The 24,205-nt window shown below is 57.2% G+C and carries 16 protein-coding genes and 1 pseudogene; 7 read left to right on the forward strand and 10 right to left on the reverse strand.

Annotated elements, in window-relative coordinates:
* Nucleotides 1-131 precede the first annotated feature (131 nt).
* Nucleotides 132-264 (reverse strand): annotated as a pseudogene (locus JJE66_RS36495) (IS110 family transposase); the annotation flags it as partial.
* Between the two features lie 520 nt (nucleotides 265-784).
* Here JJE66_RS36495 and JJE66_RS36500 point away from each other — a divergent pair.
* The 3 genes from JJE66_RS36500 to JJE66_RS36510 all read left to right on the forward strand — a co-directional run bounded on the left by JJE66_RS36500 (nucleotide 785) and on the right by JJE66_RS36510 (nucleotide 4,727).
* Complete coding sequence (locus JJE66_RS36500) at nucleotides 785-2,026, forward strand: cytochrome P450 (protein ID WP_200520618.1); 1,242 nt, start codon at nucleotides 785-787, stop codon at nucleotides 2,024-2,026.
* Between the two features lie 1,007 nt (nucleotides 2,027-3,033).
* On the forward strand, nucleotides 3,034-3,852 hold the full coding sequence (locus JJE66_RS36505; RefSeq protein ID WP_246756848.1) for a type IV toxin-antitoxin system AbiEi family antitoxin: 819 nt from the start codon (nucleotides 3,034-3,036) through the stop codon (nucleotides 3,850-3,852).
* On the forward strand, nucleotides 3,849-4,727 hold the full coding sequence (locus JJE66_RS36510; protein WP_200520619.1) for a nucleotidyl transferase AbiEii/AbiGii toxin family protein: 879 nt from the start codon (nucleotides 3,849-3,851) through the stop codon (nucleotides 4,725-4,727). The genes JJE66_RS36505 and JJE66_RS36510 overlap by 4 nt, the downstream gene beginning before the upstream one ends.
* 706 nt (nucleotides 4,728-5,433) lie before the next feature.
* Here the strand turns inward: JJE66_RS36510 and JJE66_RS36515 are convergent.
* The 3 genes from JJE66_RS36515 to JJE66_RS36525 form a co-directional block, all read right to left on the reverse strand.
* Nucleotides 5,434-7,632: a di-heme-cytochrome C peroxidase gene (locus JJE66_RS36515; protein WP_246756849.1), complete on the reverse strand. Its 2,199-nt coding sequence runs from the start codon at nucleotides 7,630-7,632 to the stop codon at nucleotides 5,434-5,436.
* 130 nt (nucleotides 7,633-7,762) lie between these two features.
* The gene (locus JJE66_RS36520; protein WP_246756850.1) at nucleotides 7,763-9,094 is read right to left on the reverse strand and encodes a hypothetical protein; all 1,332 of its coding nucleotides are present in this window, start codon (nucleotides 9,092-9,094) and stop codon (nucleotides 7,763-7,765) included.
* A 162-nt stretch (nucleotides 9,095-9,256) separates the two neighbouring features.
* Nucleotides 9,257-12,442: a hypothetical protein gene (locus tag JJE66_RS36525; RefSeq protein ID WP_246756852.1), complete on the reverse strand. Its 3,186-nt coding sequence runs from the start codon at nucleotides 12,440-12,442 to the stop codon at nucleotides 9,257-9,259.
* 334 nt (nucleotides 12,443-12,776) lie between these two features.
* Between JJE66_RS36525 and JJE66_RS36530 the strand changes: the two genes are divergently transcribed.
* The 3 genes from JJE66_RS36530 to JJE66_RS36540 all read left to right on the forward strand — a co-directional run bounded on the left by JJE66_RS36530 (nucleotide 12,777) and on the right by JJE66_RS36540 (nucleotide 14,318).
* Entirely contained in the window at nucleotides 12,777-13,235 is a 459-nt protein-coding gene (locus JJE66_RS36530; RefSeq protein ID WP_200520622.1) for a hypothetical protein, read from the forward strand.
* Nucleotides 13,236-13,313: 78 nt separating this feature from the next.
* Nucleotides 13,314-13,535 carry a hypothetical protein gene (locus JJE66_RS36535; protein ID WP_200520623.1) on the forward strand — a complete coding sequence of 74 codons (222 nt, stop codon included), beginning with the start codon at nucleotides 13,314-13,316 and terminating at the stop codon, nucleotides 13,533-13,535.
* Nucleotides 13,536-13,583: 48 nt separating this feature from the next.
* Complete coding sequence (locus JJE66_RS36540) at nucleotides 13,584-14,318, forward strand: hypothetical protein (protein ID WP_200520624.1); 735 nt, start codon at nucleotides 13,584-13,586, stop codon at nucleotides 14,316-14,318.
* A gap of 1,197 nt (nucleotides 14,319-15,515) precedes the next feature.
* Here the strand turns inward: JJE66_RS36540 and JJE66_RS36545 are convergent.
* The gene (locus JJE66_RS36545) at nucleotides 15,516-16,019 is read right to left on the reverse strand and encodes an avidin/streptavidin family protein (protein ID WP_246756854.1); all 504 of its coding nucleotides are present in this window, start codon (nucleotides 16,017-16,019) and stop codon (nucleotides 15,516-15,518) included.
* Nucleotides 16,020-16,135: 116 nt separating this feature from the next.
* The gene (locus JJE66_RS36550; protein ID WP_200520662.1) at nucleotides 16,136-17,143 is read right to left on the reverse strand and encodes a cytochrome-c peroxidase; all 1,008 of its coding nucleotides are present in this window, start codon (nucleotides 17,141-17,143) and stop codon (nucleotides 16,136-16,138) included.
* A gap of 1,014 nt (nucleotides 17,144-18,157) precedes the next feature.
* Here JJE66_RS36550 and JJE66_RS38790 point away from each other — a divergent pair.
* Entirely contained in the window at nucleotides 18,158-18,478 is a 321-nt protein-coding gene (locus tag JJE66_RS38790; protein WP_200520663.1) for an isocitrate lyase/phosphoenolpyruvate mutase family protein, read from the forward strand.
* Nucleotides 18,479-19,523: 1,045 nt separating this feature from the next.
* Here the strand turns inward: JJE66_RS38790 and JJE66_RS36560 are convergent.
* The 4 genes from JJE66_RS36560 to JJE66_RS36575 form a co-directional block, all read right to left on the reverse strand.
* Nucleotides 19,524-20,627: a radical SAM protein gene (locus JJE66_RS36560; protein ID WP_200520625.1), complete on the reverse strand. Its 1,104-nt coding sequence runs from the start codon at nucleotides 20,625-20,627 to the stop codon at nucleotides 19,524-19,526.
* A gap of 1 nt (nucleotide 20,628) precedes the next feature.
* Nucleotides 20,629-21,882 carry an amino acid permease gene (locus tag JJE66_RS36565; RefSeq protein WP_200520626.1) on the reverse strand — a complete coding sequence of 418 codons (1,254 nt, stop codon included), beginning with the start codon at nucleotides 21,880-21,882 and terminating at the stop codon, nucleotides 20,629-20,631.
* A gap of 201 nt (nucleotides 21,883-22,083) precedes the next feature.
* Complete coding sequence (locus JJE66_RS36570; protein ID WP_200520627.1) at nucleotides 22,084-22,830, reverse strand: YqcI/YcgG family protein; 747 nt, start codon at nucleotides 22,828-22,830, stop codon at nucleotides 22,084-22,086.
* 582 nt (nucleotides 22,831-23,412) lie between these two features.
* Nucleotides 23,413-23,877: a class I SAM-dependent methyltransferase gene (locus tag JJE66_RS36575; RefSeq protein WP_200520628.1), complete on the reverse strand. Its 465-nt coding sequence runs from the start codon at nucleotides 23,875-23,877 to the stop codon at nucleotides 23,413-23,415.
* Between the last annotated feature and the right edge of the window lie 328 nt (nucleotides 23,878-24,205).

The raw sequence follows: 24,205 nt of genomic DNA on the forward strand, positions 1-24,205 counted from the left end.
AGGAAGCGCTGGTGACTCCGGATGCCTCTACGCCACCCTGAGATTGAGCCCTATAGCTGGTGCGCTGGGAAACCGGCAAGGGAGTAGGTGGTGGAAGTCTACTGCGAAGCAAGAGTAGGCGCCGCCCTTCTCTTTATCGGCACGAACCGCATGCTCGGCCGCGTCACCGCCTCGCAGATTGCTTCTGCATCGGTCGTGTCGTTCTTACCGCGTTTGAGGAAAGCCTTCACCGCTCGGCGGCACCAGCCGGACCTCGTGCCCAAGCGCGATCTATTCGCGCACCCGATTGTGCGGAGTCGCGCGCCTCGATACTGATCAGGCGCGGAGCGAAGCGGGCTAAGCACGCCAGCAAATCGATCTATTGCGCAGAAAAGCTGACGTCGCCGCGACGGCCACAATCACCAAAACTCGTTCTTGGTCTGACATTCAGCGACGGGATCGAGGTCAGTCAACCCACAGCCGCCGCCTCCTGACCGGCCAACCCGTCACCAGAATTCAGCGGTAGCTCGCAATGACGCTGAAACCAGCTGAGCTGGTATGCGAGGAACAATTATAGCAATCAACGCGAGCTCACGCTCCTCTCAATTATGGTAGGGGAGCTGCGCTCCAGCCTGCGTTATTGTTCGACCATTCGAACCGGTCAATCGCTCGCAACCCAAAGCGCCGCAGCGGGCGGGAAATTGGGGTCGGTCACTCAAAATTCGTGGGAAGCTCTCATTGCCGCCGTGGGAATTCGCACCAGGCGAAAGCAGGCAGGATGAGAGGTTAAGGCCGGAGGGCGATCATGAATACAGTATTGGCAGGTCACGCACGCGAGGGGGCACATGACGTTCTTCTGAGCGACCTGGATGTCAGCGACATCAAGCGCTTTCAGGATGACAGCATTTGGCCCTACTTCGAGCGGTTACGAAAGGAAGATCCCGTCCACTACTGCCAAGATAGCCCCTACGGTCCCTATTGGTCTATAACAAAATACCATGACATCGTTGCAGTCGACATGACTCACGGAGTGTTCTCGTCAGAGCAAGGGGTCACGATCGTCGATGTGCCGGAGGAGTATTGGACTCCGAGTTTCATCAAGATGAGCCCTCCGAAACATGGCGAGCAACGCAACACGATCAGTCCGATCCTGGCGCCGGAGAACCTGGCCAAGCTCGAAGGCTTGATCCGTCAGCGGGTCAAGGCCGTTCTGGATGGCTTGCCGCGCAATGGAACCTTCGATTGGGTTGATAAGGTCTCGGTCGAGTTGACCACGCAAATGTTGGCGACGCTGTTTGACTTTCCGTTTGAGGATCGGCGGCTGCTGACTTATTGGTCGGACATTGCCGCCACAACTCCGCGTACCGGCCACGAGATCGACACCTGGGAGAAGCGACGGGCAGTCCTGTCCGGGTGCTTGGACTATTTCACAGGCCTTTGGAACGAACGCAAGAATGGCGAGCCCCGCGCCGACCTGATTTCGATGATGGCGCACGCACCGGTTACCCGGAATATGGAGCCGCGCGAGTTCCTGGGTAACCTCATCCTGCTGATCGTGGGCGGGAACGACACGACGCGCAATTCGATGAGTGGAAGCGTATTGTTCATGAACCAGAATCCGTCCGAACTCCGGAAGCTACGCGATACTCCTCGGCTGGTGTCGAGCGCCGTCTCCGAGATCATACGCTACCAGGCGCCGATCGCACACATGCGCCGGACCGCCGCGGTCGATATCGTGATAGGCAACAAGCATATCAGACGAGGCGATAAGGTCGTCATGTGGTACATTTCCGGGAACCGGGACGATGAGGTCATCGACCAGGCCGACAGCTTCATCATCGATCGGAAGACTCCACGCCAACATCTCTCGTTCGGATTTGGCATCCATCGCTGCGTCGGTAGACATCTTGCGGAACTGCAGCTGAAGATCCTTTGGGAAGAAATGCTGAACAGGCGCCTCGACGTCAAGGTTGTCGGCGAGCCGGAGCGCGTCCCATCCAACTTTGTGCACGGATATTCTGCCCTCCCAGTGCGGATTGCGGCTTAGCAAGAGCATGATCCGAAAAGAGCGAAGCGGTTTTCTTCCGCGGCAAACGCAGAACGCGTTGGCGCGGAGATCATGCTCAAGCAACAACCCAAAGCGCGATGATGCTTCGTCCTCATCTCATCGCGCTTTATGGAGCAGGCTCCCACCCGATGTCGCGCCGCGCCTTATCGAGCTTGTCACGAACGTCCCGAGCCGTGAGCTGTTCCTGACCCAACAAATCTCGGATGTCTCGCGTCAGATCGCGGTGAAATGCCTACGTATGTGCCGAAGATGGCACGCTCGGCAAACCAGCGTCTGGCCTCATGCGATTGAGCCAACACGCCTCGTTGCAGGCTTGTGTAGGTTTCCAGAACATCCCGCGTGGCGGCGAGGATCTGGCTGGCGCGGCTGAATTGGTAGCGGTTGTCCTCAATCGCCGGGGTATGCGACTTGGCGGCTTCAGCGTCGAACTACCGGACATGTTCGTAAGGCTGCGGCCGGTCGTCGATGATGATGACCGCATCTCCGTCGAAGTCGCCATCAAGCCTTCTGTTCACCGGGCGGGACCGCAGCCACCCGATCCTGGGCGTAACTCCGTCGCCTGGAGAATGGCCACGGCATGTCAACCCATCGAGAATGCGCCCGAATAGGCATCGGAGACAACGGGAACTCGGCGGCCGTCTTTTTCGAACGATTGGCTACTGCTGAGCTCGGAGGCCTGCAATTGTCAGACTTCCCGTTTAATCCGTCACAACGCCTTGGTCTAAAGCGACCCAGATCGTACGGCGGCGCGTTATGTCGCGATGGGCTAGCTCGCGGCTGAAGCCAACGCCCTCGGCCATCGGTTGAAGAAAGTAGTGCGCAAGGACATTTCGGAGCGCTCCATAAGGCTTGCGATTGGTCGCGAACTGGATTGGCCTCAAGCGTCTTTGGTTTAAATTTTATGTAGGAAAATCCCTGTTTTTCGGGGATTTAGCGACATAGTACTATGTTGAAAAATGCCCACATTTCGGGTATATTTGTACATAATGCTTGATAGACGCCGAACGCTTTCCTCGTACCTGACGGACCTGCTGGCCAGCGGGCGGGTATCTTTTACCCGGGACGAGGCCATCGCTGAATTGGGTACGACTGCTCGGGGGTTTCTCGCCGCAGCAAAACGCCTGCAAAACAAAAAGACCCTCATCAATCCGCGGCAGGGCTTCTACGTGGTCGTCCCGCCGCAATACCTGGCTCGTGGCGCGCCTCCGCCTCAGTGGTACATCGACGACCTAATGAAGCATGAGGGCCACCCTTACTACGTCGGATTGCTGAAGGCCGCCGAGATACACGGAGCTTCCCATCAAGCGGTCATGCAATTTCAGACCATAACAGACAAGCGGATACCTAAAACCCGCGCTGGCCGTTCGATCCTCACCTTCTTCTATCGCAAAGACATAAGCGTTCTCACGGAAGCGATCACAGACCACAAAACGGATACTGGTCACTTCAAGCTATCGTCTCCCGAACTTACGGGGCTTGACGTACTCCGCTACCTGCACGCGGCCGGGACGATAGACAGCATAGCCACCGTGCTTTCCGATCTTGGCGCCAAAATGAAGGCAAGAGAGCTGCAAAAACTCGCGCCCGCCTTTGAGCGCTCCGTCGTCCAGCGGCTCGGCTACCTGCTCGACTTTGTCAAACACGGCCAGGCCGCCGAAGGGCTTCACGCCCACCTGCAAAGCGAAAAGCAGCTGCCCTGGGTCGACCTCGATCCATCCAAGCGTGCTGGCAAATCCCGCAATCCCGCCGAGCGCGACGCCCGCTGGAATGTTCTGGTTCACCGTCGTCCGGAGCTCGATCAATGATCCCGGCCATGAACATCGTTGCGTGGAGCAAAACGGCTCCATGGCCGGAAGATCGGCAGGTAGAGCAGGATCTCATTATATCCCGCGCGCTCGTAGAAATCTTCAAGGATGATTATCTGAAGAAAGAACTGCGGTTTCGTGGCGGCACCGCACTCAATAAACTGCACTTTCCACGCGCATATCGGTACTCGGAAGATATCGATCTTACACGCACAACCGAGGGTCCTGTCGGTCCAATTCTCGACCATCTCCGAGCTGTGCTGGAGCCGTGGATGGGCCGCGGCCATTACGATCTCGGAGAGATAGGACCAAGGCTCACTTTTACGATCAAAGCCGAGCATGAAAACGCCTCGCAGGCTATTCGAGTCAAAATCGAAATCGCCACACGCGAACGTACCGCCTACGACGGAGAGAAGGCCTTCCCACTCGAGGTTAAGAACCCCTGGTTCAACGGAAAAGCGGATATTGCGTCGTTCAGCCGAGAAGAAATGCTAGCGACGAAACTCCGTGCACTTCTCCAACGCGATAAAGGCCGGGATCTCGTTGATCTTGCGAAGGCCGTTGTGCTGTTTGATGGGCTCGAGGCTGCACGTGTCGTCGAGCTGTTTGGCAAATATCTGAGTGCGTCCGGCCAGACCATTTCTCGGGCCGAGGCTGAGGAGCGCATGTGGGCAAAGCTGGAAGACCCCTCTTTTTTGGCCGACGTGCGCCCGCTGATGGCTCCCGATGATGCGGAAGATTTTGACTCCGACGCGGAGCGCACCGCGTTCGTGACCGTGTTCACTGAATTCGTAAAGCGTGTACCGGGCCAAGCCTGGTTGGATACGCCCGCCAAGGCGAAAAAGAACGAAATGCCTGAATTGGCCAAAGCCTAGGGCCATGACACGCCCGAACGCACCGATCGCATTTGCTGCGCCGACGGCTACGAGCTTCATTCGTTGGGTTGGAAGGCGTTTCAACAACTATGCGTGTCTGTTGCCTCAGAGGTTTGGGGGTCAAACCGTTCAGGGCTTCTTCGACGCAGATGATGGCGGTCGGGATGGCGCGTTCTACGGAATTTGGAGCTCTAGCAAGGGTGAGACGTTCACAGGCAACTTCACGGTTCAATGCAAGTTTTCGCAGAAGGTCTACCGGCACCTGAGGCTAACTTTCCTGAAGGATGAACTCGCCAAAGCTGCTCGTCTCGCGTCACAGTGGCTCGCGGACAACTATTTTCAACGCGAGGACATCGAAAGCATCGAAGCCATCGTTTACATACAAATCGAAAAAGACTGCCGTCACTTAGCGCCCGGCCAAGGGCCGCGCCTTCGCTCCGCATCTAGCCATGAGCGATCAAAGGATCGTCCTAGCCTTGGGAAGGCCTTCTGCTTTTGCCTGGCCGTGGACGTGGTCTCCTTGCAGCTTGATTGGGGGGGGACGTGGACGCGCCATAGCGATTTCGGATCCGGCAGCACGAAACGCGATCTGTCGTCGACGCCCCAAGGACCAGCGCCAGACTGTTTCTGCGTCCGTGTCGCCAGTGGACCTGAGGGAAACGTCGGCGGGCTGTGTCACGCGAAGGCGATTCCTCGCTTCAATGCGTCACAGCGTTTTCAGATACGCGACAAGCGACCGCCGTTCGTCGTCATTGAGTTCGGGACCGACGACGCCAGGCGGCAGCTTTGTGACGTCAGTCTCTTGCCCCTCGAAGGAGTGTCCACGGTTGCTGTTTCCGAGTAAGGACACGTCGAAATTGGTCAAGCCGGCCGCGCAAGCCTCGTCGGCATGCGCTTTCGTCACAAGCCCGACATTGACTGGATCGAATTGGCGACTGCCAACGCAGAACGAAGTTGGCCGCTCGCGTTGGGGCAGCAACATGTCTCGCAATGTCGGTACTGATCCGTTATGCAAATACGGTGCCGTCGCCCAGACGCCGTCCAGCGGACGTGCCCGATAGCGGGCGTCAAGGGAAAGAACACCTTTGTCCTTCCCGCCAATGTTTGCGCGCGCATTGACATAGATGCGCTGGTTTTGGCAATTCTTCCTGGGCCCCCACATTTGCTGCTTGAGCTGATCGGGCGTGCCGTTGGCGACGTTCCATTGGTCGACCGTTTTTCCGACCACGTCCATCAGTGCCAGCACGAACAGCGGATCAGAGGCGTCGTCCGGCAGCAAGTTACAACCCCACGCCTTGTTGAGATCATCAACGGGTTTCACACCAAGCGAATCTGGCAGGTGAACGCGACGTTCTGTCAGGACGCGGGACTGTTGGCTGTCGGTGCCGATCTCGGCCACAGGCAGCTGCACGAGGCTAAAGTAGTGTCGTCCACCGATTTCGACCCAATTTTTCTCGTTCTTGGCGGTGCGATCTGGGTTCTCCGGCTGCCAGAACGAATCCTGCGGCCACTTCTTGTCGAACTCGGGATCGTTGACTGGGCCGCGATGACATTCAAAACAATGTGCGCGGTAAAGGTCGCGGCCTTTTTCGGCGAGTTTTTCGTCAATTGCCCAAGCCGGGTCAGCTCGAAACTTCTCCTGTGCGTCTCTCCATCGCGGTGCAATGAGCCCATTGAACTTCCTGCCACCTGGGTTGGGCGCTGAGAAGGGATCGGTGCCGCGCAACAGCTCCTCGATCCGCGCAACGTCCGACAGATGGATGGACGAGCCAAAGAGCGGACGGCCGGGCGCGGCCGCTGTCATGTTAATCTTGGCCGCGACGCCGAGCGCCTCACCCGCATTGCGAACAAGTTCGTTGAGAACGGAGGCGTCGTACTGTGCCCATAGAAAATACGGAGTGTCCCAGATGGGCGGAAAGCTCACGGGCGCATCGTTGCGTACGAAGTTCCTTTTCAGGAGCGGATCCGCGAGCTCGCCGGTCTTTTGATCGAGAAAATTCGCGTAGAAGACTTGATTGCCGATCCGGTTCAGTGCGTCCAGCCGGCCAAAGCCTTCGTCGAGATCGAGAACGCCCTGCGCCGCCAAAAGACCATCCGTCTGCGCCTTCTGACGCTTGATTTTGTCGAGCGCGAGCTTCAAACCCTCCTTCAGCTTTTCCCGATCGACGCTTTGACCTTTGATCTCCTCCAGCTTGCTGGCAAAGCGCTCAAATCGCCAGGGGAGCATCAACGTGTAGCCGATCGACAATCCGATCACGCGCTCGACCTCGCCGAGATTGACCATCGACGGCCCGCCGTCGATCCGAATGCTCACATTCTTGTACTCAAGATGCCCGGTATGACAGGCGGCGCAGGTTAGCCCGATCTGGTCTTCGTAGGACTCGCCCGTCGTCGGGTCGACACCTCCCTTGAGGATAGCGAAGCCAACGGGCAATCCATTCGGATTGTTCGGCAGGTTTGGCGCCCGGCCAGGCTGTGCGGCATCTGCCTTCTGCGCATCATCGTGATAGCCATATCCGGGTGCATTACCGGTAAAATCGTTCGAGCTGGGACTTGGGATAAATCCAAGGCGACGCAGGTAATCATCGTCGGTCAAACGGGTGTAGAATACGGACAGCTCCGGCCGCTCCAACGCCATGAACCACTGATAGGGCACAGGAATTGTGGCGGTTCCCTGCGACGTATGATGAAACCAGTAGCGCTGCTGTGCGCTCCAGTTCTGCGGCAACCAGTAGGCTTGCTCGATTTTCGAGGGCTGTGGCAAGGTCGCCGGCAGCAACTGAGCGACAAGGTTCGCCTTGCCCTTGATCGAGAGCGCGACATCGCGGAGCTTTTCCGGCACGAAGTACGCCATGCCGAGCGCAACCGCGGCGGCAACGCCGATCGCGACGAGTAAACCCGCCAAGCAGCGCCAACGAGCCATCCAAGAATGAAGACCACAGACGACAGAACGAAGCTTCGTAAGCAACCACCCCATCATTGTCCCCCGACCTTCAACTGCGCTGAAAAACCGCCACTTGCAGCGACCCGCCTTATCACTTGTTGAGCAACTGGCTGTTGACGAAAGAAACCACGTCCGCCGTTTCAGCTGCTGCGCGGCGTGTGATCGTTGGTGCGACTCCACCGTGCAGGAACGACGGGAACCACCCGAAATTACGAACGTTCCAGTTTTCCTTTGGCCAGACGGCATTGTTGACGCCCGGCACCGTGAAATTCTTGACGTTCCTGGCCAGGGGCTGCGCCGTCTCGGTGTGGCAGCTCACGCAGTCGGTGTTGAAGAAATGGCTTTGCTTCGGATCGGCAATAATCTTGAGGGTCTCAATGATGCGGCTGTCATCGACATGACCGTCGAGGAACATGGCCGTTGACACGCCCTTGCGATCGGCGATGGGCTGAGGCGGGCTCTGAAGCGAGGCGTGACGACACGTTATCGGGTTTTGATTATTCGTCGACGGCTGCGGGACGACGTGTTTTGCGCCAGAGAAACTGAGCATCTGGGCAACATGCATCCCGTCAAGCGTCGGACTGGGTACCGGTATAAGGCCAGCCTGAGGGACCTTCAGCATCGATACGAAAATCCACGGCTCGGGCGGGCGGGTCCCCATGACCGCCATGGTCTGGAGGCGCTGCGGAGACAGATGCTTCTCGAGCAGCGCCTTCAACGCATCCCGAAACGGCTTGGCCGAGGCGCCGCGCAGGCCCGGATGGACATTCATGTCACCCGCGGTCACAATTTTTACGCCACCAAACGTTCCGGCCGCCAACTGATCGCGGAGCGCCGCTACGTCGCGAATGATGCCTTTGAACGTCTCATCGTCCGGCTTCGATCGGGGAAAAGGTGCGCAACCATCGAGCGGTGGGTCAGGTGGCGAGAGAGTAAAACTGAATATCAGATGCCCGGCGATATCGTGGACCTTGAACCCGTCGGATCCGTTCGTCACCGGCTGGACGATGAGACGGATCTGTGGCTGCCGGCCGAACTTTGCGATGATCTCATTCGACAGACCGGGCGCTCCGGGATCGATCCGGATACCGGCAACGAACCAGGCCTTGATGTCTTTTACGCTGTCAGGCAGGGCGATCCTGGCGACACCGGAATCTGGCACGCCAGCGCGCTCGGGATTTTCTGCGTTCGCTAGAAAGCGCGCAAAATCCCCGTCCGACCAGAGCCGCTGCGGCGATCCGGTCGGACCGGCGAGATCCGACAGCGCAATCAGATTGGCCAAGTCGGCCGCATTCTGCGGTGGCGGAAACAGGATGGATAGGTCGTTGGCCGAAAGCGGCCTCAAAGCCGTTTGCGCGGCAACCGGGCGGGGTTCTGCGGCAGGGGCTATGGTCGTGCCCGCTGCCAGAAGCGTGAGTGACAAGAAAGAAGATCTCCAAACATCTCGCCATATCGCCATCACTTACCCCCTCCTAGATTCACGTCGCGAACCGATCTCCGCGACGACCACGTCACGCATTTGCAATGCGATTGCATAAGCCGCCCGCGGCCTTTTCAGCCCATGCGAGCATCTGCGCACTGCCTCTCATTGTTCGCCCCGGAACGCACTCGCCCATGTCTCAAGCGCGGAAGGATGCAGGACGCTTTGGATGCAGTTGAGAAACATCTGGCTTCTCGCCGCGACGATCTTCTGGATGGCCGGACCATTTTCCATGTCCGCCTGGAGCGAGCGCACTTGCTTCCAATCAAGCGAGTTGTCCTTGAGCAGATCAAACAATGTCCGGTGGCCGTAAAGATGCCCCCTGAAGTGAGCGAAGGCCACCTTGGCAGAGATCTTCGAATTCCAGAGCGCATCGGGGAACGTCATCAGGTCGAGCCCAGGCAGCTGCCCCAGTTGCTGCATCTGGGTCTGCGCTTCCTGGTACTGCTCGCGTCCGACCAGTTGATACATGCCCCGCAGCCGAAAATCCCAACCATCATCTGTCCCCGGCCGGTTGCCAAATTGATTGCCGTCGTAGCCCAGAACGGCATCGGCCAACTGTTCGGGATGGGCGAGGAGCGAGGTTAATTCGACCGATGGCTTGCCTGCGGCGACAAGAGCGCGATTGCCTTGATCGATACGATCGCGCCATTTCTGGGGAATTTGCGAAGCGTCCACAAACCAGAAATTCTCGCTCGTATGGGTAAAGTCCGCGCTGTCGTAGGAAATGGAACCGAGAATATAAGCGAGGATGCGAGGATCGGTTTCGGTGACCCGGTCCCATTCCTGCAACAACGCCTGGACCTGCTCGGTCTGAAAATACGCCAGATAGCTCTTTCGATATGGCGGGATGGCTGCCGGCATGGGCAGGTTGTTCTTGGACGCCTTCGCCAGCTCATTGTCGTGGGCCTGCACTCTTTCCAGATAGTTTTGATAGCCGCGCTCCTGCAACCATTTCTTTTCATAACAAGCAAGCAGTGGCTGCGGCTCGATCTTTATGGCCGGTTGCCTCTCCTTGGCGAGTTGATCCGCATACGCGGCCTCGGCCAGTCTGGAGTCCTTCAGTGTCTGAAACGCGCTTGCAACGTCTCCATTCAAAATATGAAAGATCTTGACCTGCAGGCAATCGGCATTGCTTTGCTTTGCGCGAGACTGATCGAAAGTGTCATTCGGCAGGCAATCCCAAAATCGGCCGCTGCTGAGCGAAATGATGTTCCCGGTTTCCTCCGACAACGTCCAGCCAAGCGGCAAGCTGTAGAACAGGCCGGCTATTTCAGTTCGGCCGAAGGTCGCAAACCGGGGCGCACTCGGTGCGGCATCCCGAGCCGTGAGGCGATCGATATCGGCGGCACGGTTGAGCGCAATATAGGTCCGCGAACCTTGCGTGCTAAACAGCGCTCGGACCGGTTCCATGAGCTCGCCGAACTCGAACGATCCATGATCTGCGAAATCACCGTTTACCAGAGACAGCAGATAAATTCGGAATTTTGGCGCGTCCGACGTCCCTTCAATACTCTTCAGCTTCGCAATCAGATCGAGCGCAGTTTCGATGCCGGAATTCTCCACATAACCACCGTCCACCAAGCGGGCGCGTGGATTGGCGGTCATGCAGTCGTTCTTCAAGGTTACCGTTGCGGCCGGCGTCACCCAAGGAAACCGCGCACTGGCAAAAGCCGCGGTGCTCAGCGGAATATGCAGCGACCGGCTCGTGACGGTCTCTATGCTTCCGTTTTTATCGCGTTTCAGGTTGGCGAGAATACACAGGTCGCTATCTTTCGGGTGAGACGGATCGATGTCGAAGGGAGAAATGACAACCCGTTTGCCACTGCCGGTATCGGTCGTGTTCAGGAGCAGTGCCGGCATGTTGCTGTCGGGCGCCCAATGCGATTGGAAGTCGGCTCTCAGCAAGTTAGATCGGTCGCCGCTGTTTTTTTGGGTCTTGATCATGCGATCTGCGGCATTCTCAAAAGTATATTCGAGAAAGCGCGCACGATCGAAGAAGCGGAAGGTGACCGGAGAGAACAACTGCGTGAAATCGGAAAACAGAACGCCGGCGACCAAGGGCGAGATAAAGTCGGTGGTCAGAATGCCCGCAACGCGTTGCTCGACCGCACCGGGGACATCGAGATCCTGAGCCCGGGTGACGCCGGCCAGGAACGCCGCAATCTTGTCGCAGGCCTGTCCGGCAGGAGCATTGGCATTTTGCTGCGCGGGGTCGGCATGAAGTGCGGCAGCGAAGGTGGCGGCGCCGACACTGCCACCGGACACAGCGCTGATTGCAAACAAATGCTGTCGAAATGCCGGACAGAGGTCCTGCATCCGCGCGAGAAATCGCGCCGCGTTATGGGCGGCGTAAATGCCGCCGCCCTGGGCCGTCACAATGAATACGGGATACTCACCGAGCCTCTTGGCCTCGGTGAGCCGAGCCGGCTGCAGCAACCAATCGTGAAAGGCGGTCGCAGCGGAGATGCGCGCATCGCCTGCTTTTGCCTCGACTACCGGACGCAGTTCATGATCGTCGCTTCCGGAGAGGGACGCGACTGCGAACAAGGCGCCGAAGACGAGCGGTATATAGGGAATGCCTCGCCGGATGGTCAAAAGTGCAAAGTGGCTCATGACCCCGACCACGCAGATCGTGAACAGAGCTATGACGCCGAACGTTCCGACAATCTGTGCAAGCCTATCCGGAAAGAGAACAAATGTGGTTGTCAGCAGAGCTATACCGAAAATCGTGAGCGCGAAAAACCTGAGGCTATGGAAATAGGACTCGTTTGCCCGTTTCGAGAGATCGAGGAGGCGTTTCTTTCCGCCCACCCACCACGCGAATAAGACGAAACAGATCAATAGGATCGCAATTCCGCTCGCAAGCAACACGAGCATATTCCGCTCGAACGCCAAGGCCTGATTCTCGATACGAAAGATGCTGCCGACCTCTTCGACGCCCGCCGGATATGCCGGTCGCGACAGGAACTGACCTGACATCGCAGCCACCATTGGCAGCGCTCCAAGGACAATCGGAGCAAGCCTGTAGATGATCGGCTGGACGGTCGCACCTGGCGCTCGGAGTTGCGACTCGGTCGTCAGTTGAAATGCGCTCAGCCAGACGGCGATCGCGATCACACTGATGGCGATGAATTCCTTGAGAGCCACCCAGCCATGATCGTCGGCCGCTATGCGATAGAGCTCGCGAATCTGATCAGGCAGGAAGAGCAGGCCCGAAAGCAACAAAGCCAGAACGATGATCCACCGGAGATCGCGCATCAACGCAAAAAGGTGCTCGCGCGTCGTCATGGTCCCTCCCGCGCACAAAGTCGGCAGACATCGCTTACCAGCAGGAATGCGATGATCGGCTGCAAATTTTTGCTATACTCGCTGCAACCAAGCGTCAGTCTCCTCTAAAATAGAGCCGGCCGATGAAAATGGCTCGGGAGGCACTCTCCCTAAGCGAGTACGGCGGCGAGAACCTACCTATAGTAGTTCTGACGCTTTGTCGAGAATTTCCATTGAGCGACAAAAATCCTTCAACCATCGACGACCAGGATGGGTGTGCCGCATTCCAGCCCTTCGTGAGCACAACATATTCGTAAATCCCACGGGCCGCCGGGGCGAAGCATGCTGCCGTTTCTTGGTTGTGCTCGCTGTCGGGACGACTGCCTCGCCGGTCATCCAGCACGCCGCATTCGCGCAAGCCGGCCCGGCATGGCTCGAGCAAGCCAAGGCCGACTACCAAAAGGCGGTTGCGGAAAATGACGCTGCACGGCAGCAATATGAGGCGCAGGCAGCCCCCTATTGGACATTCGTCAGCGACAAACGCCAACTCCGCAATACCAAGCGTCGCAACGGTGAGCCTCTTGTCGTCGACGACTATGTGCTCGCCCAACCGCCTATCTATGCGGGGCCGCCCAGACCGGTTGACCCCACGGCCCCAACCACTAAGGCGCCGGTCACGCGGACAGCCATCCCTGGCGTTGCGGATTTTCTCAGCAACGCCTTGACGCAGTTTCAGTTTGTGCCCCAACGGCCTCATTTTCCGAGCTCGAATTCAAAGCCGCCTATGTCGGGGTTGCAGCAGAGGCTGTTCTGACACGGAGCCAGATCGTAAGGGTCTATGCGTTTGAATCGGGAGGCAACGGAACGTACGACGTCCAGGCTGGCCTCGAGTATGACAGGCCTGATGCCCTGCCCATTTTCAACTGCGCTCGGTTACAATCAATTGCTCAATACCCACAGCGTCGAACTCATGGCCGAGAAAGGCGACCAGTTTCTAACCGCGCTCACCAGGAAGTCGGCGTCCCTCCGCGGTGAAGCACGGAAGGCGCTGGATAGAAAGATCGAGGTCTTGCGCCGAATGATCGAATTTGCTCGCTCAGTTCCCGACGATTGAAGCCAGCACGAGAGGATTGCTTCACGACTTTCCGCGTCCGAACTCGAGATGATGAACCTGACTGGCGATGGTAATGGATCTGGCCTGGTCAGCATGCCGCCGGACATGCGAGACCGAGTTCCGACGTCGAACTTGTTTCAGCGCGCAGGGTACGAGCGCAATCCCGTCGCCATCTGTCATAATACCGCAGCCGGCCTGTTTGCCGCCATCAATGCTGAAATAGATGTCGAGGGCATGCTGCCAGGGCCACCGAATTGGCCGCGGCTTACGAGGGCGCGATACGCCGCTCCGCGCGCTGAAGAACAAGAGACCCATTGCAGACGAGCTCCGAATATCGGAGAGATCACTTCGATTGGACGGACCAGGAAGCTCGAGCTGGCGAGGATAGGCCTGATGAGAAATCTTAAGCTATCGATGGGCCTTGTGACTGCGATGGCGACGCTATTCGCTATCGGCAGCTTGATCGAGGACAAGAAACTCTCGTTCTTGGTTTGGAGTTTGTCGGCGGTGCCGATCGCTGCCCTGTTCTATTCGGTTCGCCGAAAAAACAGAGTGATTTACGGCTCGATCGAGATGATCGCCGCGATAGCCGCGCTCTTTTTCCTGTTCCTGCGTCTCGGACCTGGCGAGCTGACCGTCGAGCTTATTGCGGCACGGACCGTGGCCATGCTGGCTATCGTGTACGTCATGGTACGTGCGTTGGATAATATCGGCGAGGGACTACGACCTGGGTCCCGCCAGGAAAGCCGTTGGACTGGCCTGTTTCCAAAGGCACAAAAGTGAGCACGGCGCTCATGTGAGCTGAAAGAATTGCAGGGCAGCATCGACCGGCCTAAACTAGGTGCATCGAACTTGCGACCGTTCCAGAGTTCCTCGGTGCACGTCTTGTCGACCCTTCGCGAGTCCTCGAACGAAATGCCGACACAGTTTCCCCAGCAATGCAACAGCTCAATGATCTGTTGCCGCAGCCAGAAAGACGTTGTCGTCGCCCAGAAGAGCTGGCGTCATCTCGATGGCCACAATCAGTAGCCAAGACTCGTTCTTGAGATGACGTGCACGATGAATTGAGCGTCAATGGCCCTCAACCGCCGCTGCCTGACTGGCCAAGCCGCCTCCAAAATCCGGCGATAGACGGCAATCTCTCTCGTTCGGATACCGCGTCCATCGCTGCGTCGGAAGATAGCTTGCGAAATTGCGGCTAAAGATGCTTTGGGAGGAAATGCTCAACAGGCGTCGATATCAAAGTCATCGGCGAGCCCGACCGAGCTGCACCCAACTTTATGCACGGCTATGCTTTCTTCCCAGTGCAGGTGTCAGCTTGGGGGCAGGCTCCTCCTTGCGATCGATCCGAGATGAGGCGAGCTTGTAACCGACCGCCGGTTTGAGCAGCCCTACGCCTGGAGACGGGTTCTCTCATGTCATCAAGTCTTTTGGATTCGGACGCGAATCTCCCATTTCCGCTAAGAAGCCGATTGGCGGCTGCGAGGACATTCGGGGAGGTGCGTTGATGACAGTCGCGGGATGACTTTACGAGAGCGGCCCCGGGTGTCTGCCCAATTGCCTTGGGCTCGGGATCTTGCCTCCATTTTTGGCTTGCACCTCCGGACCACGAGTGGGAAGACAAGCACACAAGCCGACTGTAAGCGAAGAACTGCGCATCAAAGAAGCCAACAAATTACCTGGCTAGGAATTTAGGGACAGACGACAGGAGCATTCGTCAGTTCGTGCCGACTGATCTCTGGCATACAGCGCTTCTGCTCGCCGTCCCGCAAAAGACGCGGCGATCAGTCGGATTGAGTGGACTGCTGAGCACAGCATGCTTGATTGAGCTCATCTTCAAAACTACCGGCGAATGTCCCAGGCTCACATGTTGAGTACTCTATGAGGATACTGACGCCACCATTGTAACTCGCCATCGTCGCAAAACCGGTTTCACTTGGCTGCGTGACGACGTTGGTCGTCGTCACGCGAAATGTCGGGCTATTTGCGGTTTTTGGTATTGGAGAGTTTCTCGCCTGGCCCGTCCTTGGCCTCCCCTTTGCCAGCGGATATCAATTTCGACTTGTCACCGCTGCCGAACGTGAAAGTGTCAGCGCCGGCACTGATCCCATTCCATACAACGGGCTCGGCGAGCGAGAGGAGCCAAAGCCCTTGAAAATTCGATGCGGCATTGAGTTGTCCCGTCCACACGGTCGTTGAGCCGCAGCCCCCGAAGTTGACTGTAAAGCTGATCGCTGTGCCGCTATTGGTTTGGGCGAGCCAGCCTGTCATCGCCTGAGGGGTGCCTTCGTCGCAGCTATTCGTCGCGTTGTTCATATAGGTGCCGGAGATGGCGCCCGTGCTCTGGTCGTAGTCGTTGACCGCCAGAACTGAGCCGTATTGGTTCTTCCAGGTCCAGATGGGCTGCGCCCGTGCGGGTGCCGTCAATAGCAGCCCCAGGCCAGCCAAAGCCATCCATCTTGTGAGTTTCCATTTTTGATGCATCACCGACTCCCATGTCGCTTCAGAAAGATCGCGCTTTGCCTATAAACCTCATTTTCAAGATGCGCAATCCCGCCGTGTATTACGTCATACTACTCCTGCGGGTTGCCGCGCGCATATTATTTTCCTGTCGACGGCAGAGGCGTCGTCTCGGTGCGGGTGGGCAGTATCGGATACTCAACCTTGGGCAACTGCCCGGTCAGCGAATTCAGAAACGCGACAATATCGTCTTCTTCCTTATCGCCAAGCTTGGCGCCAAGCTGAACTTCGGCCATTACGCCGACAGCTTCTTTAAGGCTCCAAACCTGACCCGAATGGAAGTATGGCGGTCGCAACGCGACGTTGCGCAACGGTGCTGCACGAAAAACGTATTCGTCGCTGGCCACTTTTGTGACGGCGGACCGGCCTTTGTCGGCGGCCGGAAGCAAGCTTGTGCTTGGCTTTTCGACCGCGCCAAACGGAAAATAGTCTTGTCCGCCAACGTTGATTCCATTGTGGCAGGAGGAGCATCCTGTTTCCATGAATAGCTTCAATCCTGCTTTCTGCTGATCATTGAGAGCATTTGGATCGCCTTCAAGGTACTGATCGAAAGGGGCTGCGGGCGTAATGAGAATCGCTTCAAAGGCTTCGATCGACTTCGCGAAATTGTCGAAAGTGACTGGCGATGCCTCGATTGGAAACGCCTTTTTGAACATGATCACATACTCGCTCATCGAGTTCAGCGTGTTGATGACATGATCTGGAGTGGCGTTCATTTCAGCACTCGCCTGCACGGGCCCCTTTGCTTGCGCCTTGAGATCCGGCGCCCGTCCATCCCAGAACTGCGCCACATTGAAGACTGCGTTATAGACGGTTGGGGCCCGACGTGGTCCCAGCTGCCAGCCGTGTCCAACCGACGTTGGACCGGCATCGACTCCGCCTGTACCAAGATTGTGACAGGTATTGCAGCTAATGACCCCACTAGCCGACATTCGCGGATCGAAGAACAGCATTTTACCGAGTTCGACCTTCTCGTGAGTGACCGGGTTGTCCTTCACCGCAGGGACGACCGAGGGGATCGGCCTGAACGTGCGCCTGGCAGCCTTCATCAAATCATCTTCTGCATCAACGTGTGATGTGACCAGCATCGCAATGACTGCAGCACACACCTTGCGTACAAGGGGGAATTGCAGGATCACGCACTTCTTTCTAGTAAGTACCATCGTTGCCAGTTCTCATTGATGCTTTGGGGAATTGGAAGGCACGACGCCGCGTTCGGCTATCCTGCATGGCGTAGTTCGGTCTCGCGAAAGCGCGTCGGGCTGGCGCTACCTCGTAGCTATTTGCGGTGCTCGATCTGACCGCGCGGCGCAGGTGGGCGCCCTTTAGACTGACTGGACCGCGCCGCGAGTTCAGCTAAGACAAATCTGACAAAGACACCTTTCTTTTGACCCACGGGTACGATTCGCGGGCACGCTCAGGTCGGCGCAATCGGCAGCCAGCTTGATCGAGGCGATTCTGTGCACACAGGTCTCCAACTTCCGACGACGTGGAGTGAGAATGGCAAGTCTTGTACCAGTTCTGGCGCGCGTGAAATCAGCGCAAAATCGCACGTTAAGAACATCGCGTCACACGATCAGAGCGATTGCGACCTATGTCCGAAATCAGACACCGCCGCTTCGAGGTAACCGGAACACGAGCTAACACCGAACGAGCCTGGCCGGGGCCGCATTTGTTCGATGCATCCTTACGAGAGCAAGGGACGTGAACGCCGCGTCCACCAGGGATACTTCCACCCGATTTACCTGGACCACGCTTGACAACGCCAAGCTACGCCGAGGGGGCGTCAATCGCGTACGCGCATCTACGTTCGGCCAAATCAATGATCAATATCTTGCAGCTGCTGGAGGCTCGCCGCAACCGCTGCATGTTTAGGGCACGTTGCAACTACCAACGCCGCCAATTGATCCGGATGACAGTTGCATGTCAGCTGTTGATTGGGCCGTGGGGTTGCCCGAGCGCTTTGGTCACGGGCAGCCGGAGCAGCGCGTGTTGAGAGCCCGACGAGTCGAGCGCTCATGCAAGGAGACAGCGCGCAACATCAACCACACCCGGCGGCCACGAATGTCCCTGAGCGACGCGCGGGCTCCCTACTTTCGCAAATGCTGCGTGCTGAGATTTGCTCCAGGAGCACCCTCTCCTTCCTGATGGAGGCTCACGATGCGCTTTCCGGTGCGATTGCCAAACGCGCAGGCTTCAAAGGCCTCTGGGCGTTAGGCCTGTCCATTGCCAGCTCCCTCGGCTACCGCGATGCCAACGAGGCTCCCTTGCACATCGTTGACGTCCTGAAACTTATCGACGAAATTGCGACGCTCGCCGTCTCTCGGGAAACGGAATGCCCTCGACCAGCACCGCAGGACGAATTCGTGCTCCTATCCGGACATACTCCTCGAATTCCGCACAGGGCCAGATCGCAACGCTAGGAACACCCGGTTTGGCTGCCGCCGAGCGAACCTCACGGAAGCGAGCGCCGCGCGGAAGCCTGGCTGACCTGGATCTCTCGCCCCGAGGTCCGCGAACGGTACGGCGCACTCAGCAGCATCAGAAAAAGCGCCCTGTGAGCTTCATATCGAGCAGCGGATCGGCTGCTTCTTGACCCCGTGATGACCAGCATGCCTTCGTTCGTGCGGACCGCCCACACACAGCTTCGTCTTCGCCGTTCCAAGACAATTTCGAAGATTGGAAATCGATCAGACATCTCGTTCAGCCCCTCAAGAAATAACCTCCACTCGTAGTCTGCATTTCTGCATCGGTAGCCAAATCTACCCCGTGGCGCTTGGTGCTTCGCTCCAGTGATTCTACGGACCGCGGCGCGGGTTCTCAGAAGGCTTTGATGAGCGCGTAAGGCCCAGATGGTATTCAGCCGGCATGTTTTTCCTTGGACACACCGAACTCGCTTCGCACACTCGCCTAAGATCCGTTTTTGATCCGGATAGCAGTTCCTCTGCCTGCAAGCTCGCCGCGCAGGGATCAAAACACGCAGAACTCCAGCTCTTTTTGTGCCATTATGCAGGATTCCGGACGACTCACTTTCCGCATGGTCGAGGGCGCCGCCCGACCCGCCCGCAATCTCGCTGCTCGGCTCGGCCGCGTTCATCCTCATCACTCGCGCACATAGCGCATCGCAGGCCTCTCCGTTCGCATCCATGGTCGCCCCGTTGCAAAGCCGACAGTGGCGGCTGTCTGGGAGCCAGAAGAGGCCGGGACATCATCGCAGATTATTGGGTGACCTCTTCTTGGAACGGAAGCGACTTGAGATCAGAATGATGGGTGAGAACATCTCGGACCGGGTGGGCGACATAGAGCGGAATCCGCACTCCGGGTCGCGCGTCAAGTTCGAACAGATATATTCAAGTCGTCGACCAGTCTTCACACTCCGCTCTCACCCTCGCCGCAGACTTTCCTTCTCCGCTTCGCACTCTTGCTGCCTTTGCGCACCCCTTCTCCCACCAGCAGGCCCCGCTCCCCTCAATTTGAGCCGTTATGGCCCCCTTCCTTCCATAGCATGAATTCGATCTTTCCGGGGACATCAAGATGCTCTGGAAAGTCAGGAAACAAAATCGGACTTCCATCGCGCACAAAGGTCGCAACATCACGATCATCCGTCGCGGTATAGTTTTCTCGCCGCGCCTTTCCGCTCTTGGAGTCGAATACAAAGCGTGTCGAATTGATCCATGATGGCGAGGTGGCGTTAAGACGATCAGCTATGCGCCACACACGACTCAAGCGCACGCGGAATGCCGCGGAGAAGTTGATGGGATCTGGAATGAATATCGAGAGATTGCGTACGCCCATCTGGTCGAGCATCTCCAGGAGTTGATAGAGGACGAAATGGTGATCATTCGTGTTACGTAATAGCGGAAACTGGTTGTAGAGCCTGATCTTGCGCTCTCGAAGTTTTTTGATCTTTTCAGACACGTCCCCGCAGATTTCATATGGGTGCACGATGTGAAAGACGAGACGGATGTTATGCTTTGCAAAGAGATCAATTTTCTCGGCGGTGAAGGCTTTCGGTTCATACACAATAGCCCTCGTATGAATTCGGATTGACTTAACGGATCGAACCGAACGGATTCCCTCAATGATTTCCGCCAGCCTGGACGTCGGCAGAATCAACGGATCACCGCCTGACAGGATAACCTCCATGACTTCTGGGTGGTCGCCCAGATAGTCGCGCAGCAGGTGCAGATCAGCAAGTCGTCCAGCTCGTTTGTCGGGTGCACCGATTTCTGTAAGCACGTCTGTGCGGAAGCAATATTGGCAATTCCCAAAGCATTCCGATGTGGTGAGGAAAAGTATGCGGTCAGCATACTTTCTGACGATGGACGTTTTGTGGGTGCGGCCGAACGCATTGGACCGATCGTCGACGAAGTCCTTCACCTCGTTCGGCGCCCTCAACAACAGTCTGTCTTGCGTTGGAAAGGACACTCGGTGAAGCGGGCCCAGATGATTGCCTAACGCAGCGACCTCCTCCTTGATCTTCCTGTGATAGAACGGCGTCACCTTCAGCGGCAGCAGACCCTCTTTGATCGAGATGGTCTTGAACCTCTCGTTGACAACGGATTGATCCATATCAGGTCAACTCCGTTCGATTGTTGCGGCTCAAGACGTATGCAAGGATGGCACTCGATGCGATAAAGGGGTGAGAAGACCTGAAGCCGGCGATGATCAGGACAGAGCAAATCACAATCGGAGTAGCGAGCAACCACGATACCAGCCCTCCCCGAAGCCTCACGAGTGCAAGCGCCGAAATCATGTAAATGAAAAGAAGATTCATTCCAGCAAGACTGAACATCGTTTCGATGTCGAGCCACCCAATCAGGTCGCAGGCCAGAACCAATAGCAAGCATCCAACCACGAAATAGACACCGGTCCGGGGTGCACCATTGTGCAAGCGCCCGAGGCAGGCCGGAAGGACGTGTCGTCCGGAGAGGTACAGAACGAGCCGTGAGATCGCGACAACTGACCCGAAGAGGTTCGCGGCGATCAACGATATGCCTAGCAGGGGAACCAGCCAGCCTGGTGCGGATGGTGCAAGTTCGGCCGCCGCCTGAAAGACTGGCGCACTGAAATTCGATTTTATATCAGCGACATGGACGAGCGCTGCGCTGCAAATGTAGACTCCACAGACAACAACAAAGGCCAACAGCATCGCCAGACCAAAATCCCTTTTGGGATTGCGAAAGTCTGCAGCTAGATGGGTCGCAATCTCCCAACCGCTGAAGGAGAAGAAGATCACGGGAATCTGGCTCGCAATGGACAATAGGTTTGCGGGTCGATCGAACTGAACACCCTTGGCCCGCACTGCCAGCACCATGAGGGCGAACAGGGTGCCTACCAAAAAACAGACTGACCAACTGCCGATGAGCTTCACGCCACGATGGAGTGCCTCGCCACCGGACAGGGCAAAGACGCCAGCCAGTAGGATGAGCAACGCGGCAAGCAGATGGACGTCGACACTGGGGCCTGTTAGCTTCTGGAGGTAGACAGCCCCCGCCAGCGTGATGGATGGCAAGCCCACCATCGTCGCTCCCAGAAACAGCAATGACACCAGCAATTCCAGGTATTGGCCAAAAGCCAGCTTGGCATAGTATGCAACACCTCCGGAACTGGGATATGCGCCCCCTAACAGGACCATCGTCGCCAGGATCGGCGCAGAGAGCAAGGCGCAGGCGAACCACACATAGATGCCGTCCTGGCCAATGTTTTCGAACACAAATCCTGGAAGGACAAGGATCCCGGATCCAATGATGACTGTGACGATCAGTAAAATCCCGGAGGCAAGCCCCAGATGTCCCTCGAGTTTGCTCTCGCTTCCATATTTCACGCTGACCTCGCATGAGCTTCCCGCAATAGCCGGCCATACGATCTGTCAATCGCCGGGCTAACGAGAGGGGTAAGCCAATCTACAAAACCTATGCTGTCATCGACGCCGCCGCTGAGTTCGCCATTGGCGAGCCACGGTCCTGCACATTCAAGGCTCAGGGTTCAAGCGGCAAGAACGGCCACGCCGCTGATGTACTGACCGTCACTTGAAGTGCAGAGGGCACTCGAGCGGGGCGTCCTCGTTGTTGTCGGGTATCATGTACTGCTGCCACTGCGCTTCGCCCAGAACGTACGATCCCAGCAGCCCGCTGTGTGCAACGTCATCGTAGGTGTCGATGTTCTGTCTGATCTTTGCCGTGATGGCGCTGCCTTGTTGATTGGCAGGTGCAGCAATGTCGAAGATCTTTCGTGGATTGATAATGAAAGCCAGCCCGGCGCCCATGTTTCTGCTTCTGCGGAGAACATGCGCTGGATGGCTTACATTCACGAAGAGTTCGCAGCCGTGAAAGCACATCGTCCAGGTGCGGTGCGCGGGATCCTTGGACACAAGCGAAGGCCACGGTCGCTGATCTTCATCGAGTAGAAACTGCATCGCTTCGATGAATATATGCTTGAATTGATCCGTGGTCGTGAGGGTCACGACCGGCTCAAACAGCACCAGGAGCGAACGGTTGTGGTTGACGTCGAGCGTGTCGATATTGATCTGATCAATGTAGGTGCGTAAGCCGGAAGCAAGAAGCCCAAGCTCATACCGCGAATTTTTGGGTTCGTATGGAATCAGGAGGAAACGCAAATTGCCGCGCTTGACCGTGTTGCGCGCGAAAACGCAAGGAAATGCGGTGCGGGGGCCTGCTTCATTTTCGAATTTCGAAAGGATGTGCGAAATCGCTGATTGGCCCCAGCGGAACTTATCAGGGAGCCCAGCAAGTTCGTCCTGACTGAATAGCATGTTTTCTCCCCTCATTTGTGCATTAGGCGCGTGTGTGCGATTGCCCGAGCCCTCCGCGCGCCACCAACCGCTTCTGCAGCGAGCGATTTCATAACCTGTCGCAGCATGTCGGCTCACCGCTCGATTGGACATATCAACGGCGTGAACCATCGATCACATGATGACTGTGCGCAATGTCCGCGTCGGCTCGGGAAAGCGCGGCTTTCGCTCAGTGATCGCTGCGCGGCGAACCTGATCATGGCATCTCCTGTCGTTGGCGCAGGCGTTTGTGGCTAGTCGTGCATGTGTCGTGCCAACGGGGACTCAACACGATCAATCTGAGAGCGATGGGTCTCATGTCCGACATCGTCGGAGATCCGACAATGCGTGCAAGCGTAAGCGAGAGCTCCGAGAGCTCGGATCGGCGAGCATCCTTCGGACGCGGGCCTATGGGCGAATTCGCTGATGGAGAAGGATGTACGATATGGCTTCAAGCAAACCGCGACGGCACGCGATGGGTCCCAACATGATGGCTCCTTCCGGCATCGGTCGCGATTCGATCCATGCAGACGTCGATCGAAAAGCTCGATCATGAGAGAACCATCAAATCCGCATCCACGGAGCAGATTTGGGCGCTCGGAGTGCGATCCAATCAGGATCCGACCACGACCGCTCCACTTCGAAGCTGAACAAAGGGATCAGATAGTCCCGGATGATGATCGTGACGTGAGGTTCGTGGGCCTCATCCTCGGTCAATTGCCTGCTTTCATCGGCATCCGCATATTGAGCCGTCGACTGGACCAAATGTCTCTTTCCGAAGCAAAGCCTCACGTCGTCGAAAAGGAATAGGGCGCCGGGCCTCAACAGCCGCACTGCTGCAAAGGCAGCCGCCAGATCGACATAGATCGAATGGCTCCCGTCGAGATAGATGACGTCGAAAGTCTCTCGACTTCGCGCCAACCTGATCAGGTTGAAAAGGTATGTTCCTGACGCATTTCCCAGAAAGGTGATGTTTCGATCGGCGATGCCCGGCCGCCGCCAGATCGGCCCGGCGTTCCGCGCAAACATGTTCGAAGTCCAAGCCGACATACTGGATGCCGAGCTCATTGATAGCCCTGAACCGCTCCTGCCTTAACGTCGGTCGTACACCGATCTCGAGAAAGCGGCACCCCGGATGCTGCCGAAGCAACTGGACCAGCCGAGCATGAACCGAGTGCCTGTACGCCCGATAGTTGCTGGGGAGCGGATGGCCGCCGTCAAATAGGACATCGTGACGGTCACCATCCATCATTCGTCTCGCAGTTGGTCGGAACATACATCTGACATGCCGTACGCACGGCCAAGAGCCCCACCTTCCCGGCCACGACCAACGATGGCTAATATCGGCCGTTTCCGG

Source organism: Bradyrhizobium diazoefficiens (assembly GCF_016612535.1).
Taxonomy (GTDB): Bacteria; Pseudomonadota; Alphaproteobacteria; order Rhizobiales; family Xanthobacteraceae; genus Bradyrhizobium; species Bradyrhizobium diazoefficiens_C.

Excerpts from the sequence above, each read along its gene's own strand:
- JJE66_RS36510 (WP_200520619.1), top strand. The coding sequence starts at position 3,849 with ATGATCCCGGCCATGAACATCGTTGCGTGGAGCAAAACGGCTCCATGG.
- JJE66_RS36575 (WP_200520628.1), bottom strand. The coding sequence starts at position 23,877 with ATGTTTGCGCGGAACGCCGGGCCGATCTGGCGGCGGCCGGGCATCGCC.
- JJE66_RS36570 (WP_200520627.1), bottom strand. The coding sequence starts at position 22,830 with ATGCTATTCAGTCAGGACGAACTTGCTGGGCTCCCTGATAAGTTCCGC.
- JJE66_RS36535 (WP_200520623.1), top strand. The coding sequence starts at position 13,314 with ATGACAGGCCTGATGCCCTGCCCATTTTCAACTGCGCTCGGTTACAAT.
- JJE66_RS36525 (WP_246756852.1), bottom strand. The coding sequence starts at position 12,442 with ATGACGACGCGCGAGCACCTTTTTGCGTTGATGCGCGATCTCCGGTGG.
- JJE66_RS36500 (WP_200520618.1), top strand. The coding sequence starts at position 785 with ATGAATACAGTATTGGCAGGTCACGCACGCGAGGGGGCACATGACGTT.
- JJE66_RS36550 (WP_200520662.1), bottom strand. The coding sequence starts at position 17,143 with ATGCTGGTCACATCACACGTTGATGCAGAAGATGATTTGATGAAGGCT.
- JJE66_RS36560 (WP_200520625.1), bottom strand. The coding sequence starts at position 20,627 with ATGGATCAATCCGTTGTCAACGAGAGGTTCAAGACCATCTCGATCAAA.
- JJE66_RS36505 (WP_246756848.1), top strand. The coding sequence starts at position 3,034 with ATGCTTGATAGACGCCGAACGCTTTCCTCGTACCTGACGGACCTGCTG.
- JJE66_RS36540 (WP_200520624.1), top strand. The coding sequence starts at position 13,584 with ATGATGAACCTGACTGGCGATGGTAATGGATCTGGCCTGGTCAGCATG.
- JJE66_RS36545 (WP_246756854.1), bottom strand. The coding sequence starts at position 16,019 with ATGCATCAAAAATGGAAACTCACAAGATGGATGGCTTTGGCTGGCCTG.
- JJE66_RS38790 (WP_200520663.1), top strand. The coding sequence starts at position 18,158 with ATGCTGCGTGCTGAGATTTGCTCCAGGAGCACCCTCTCCTTCCTGATG.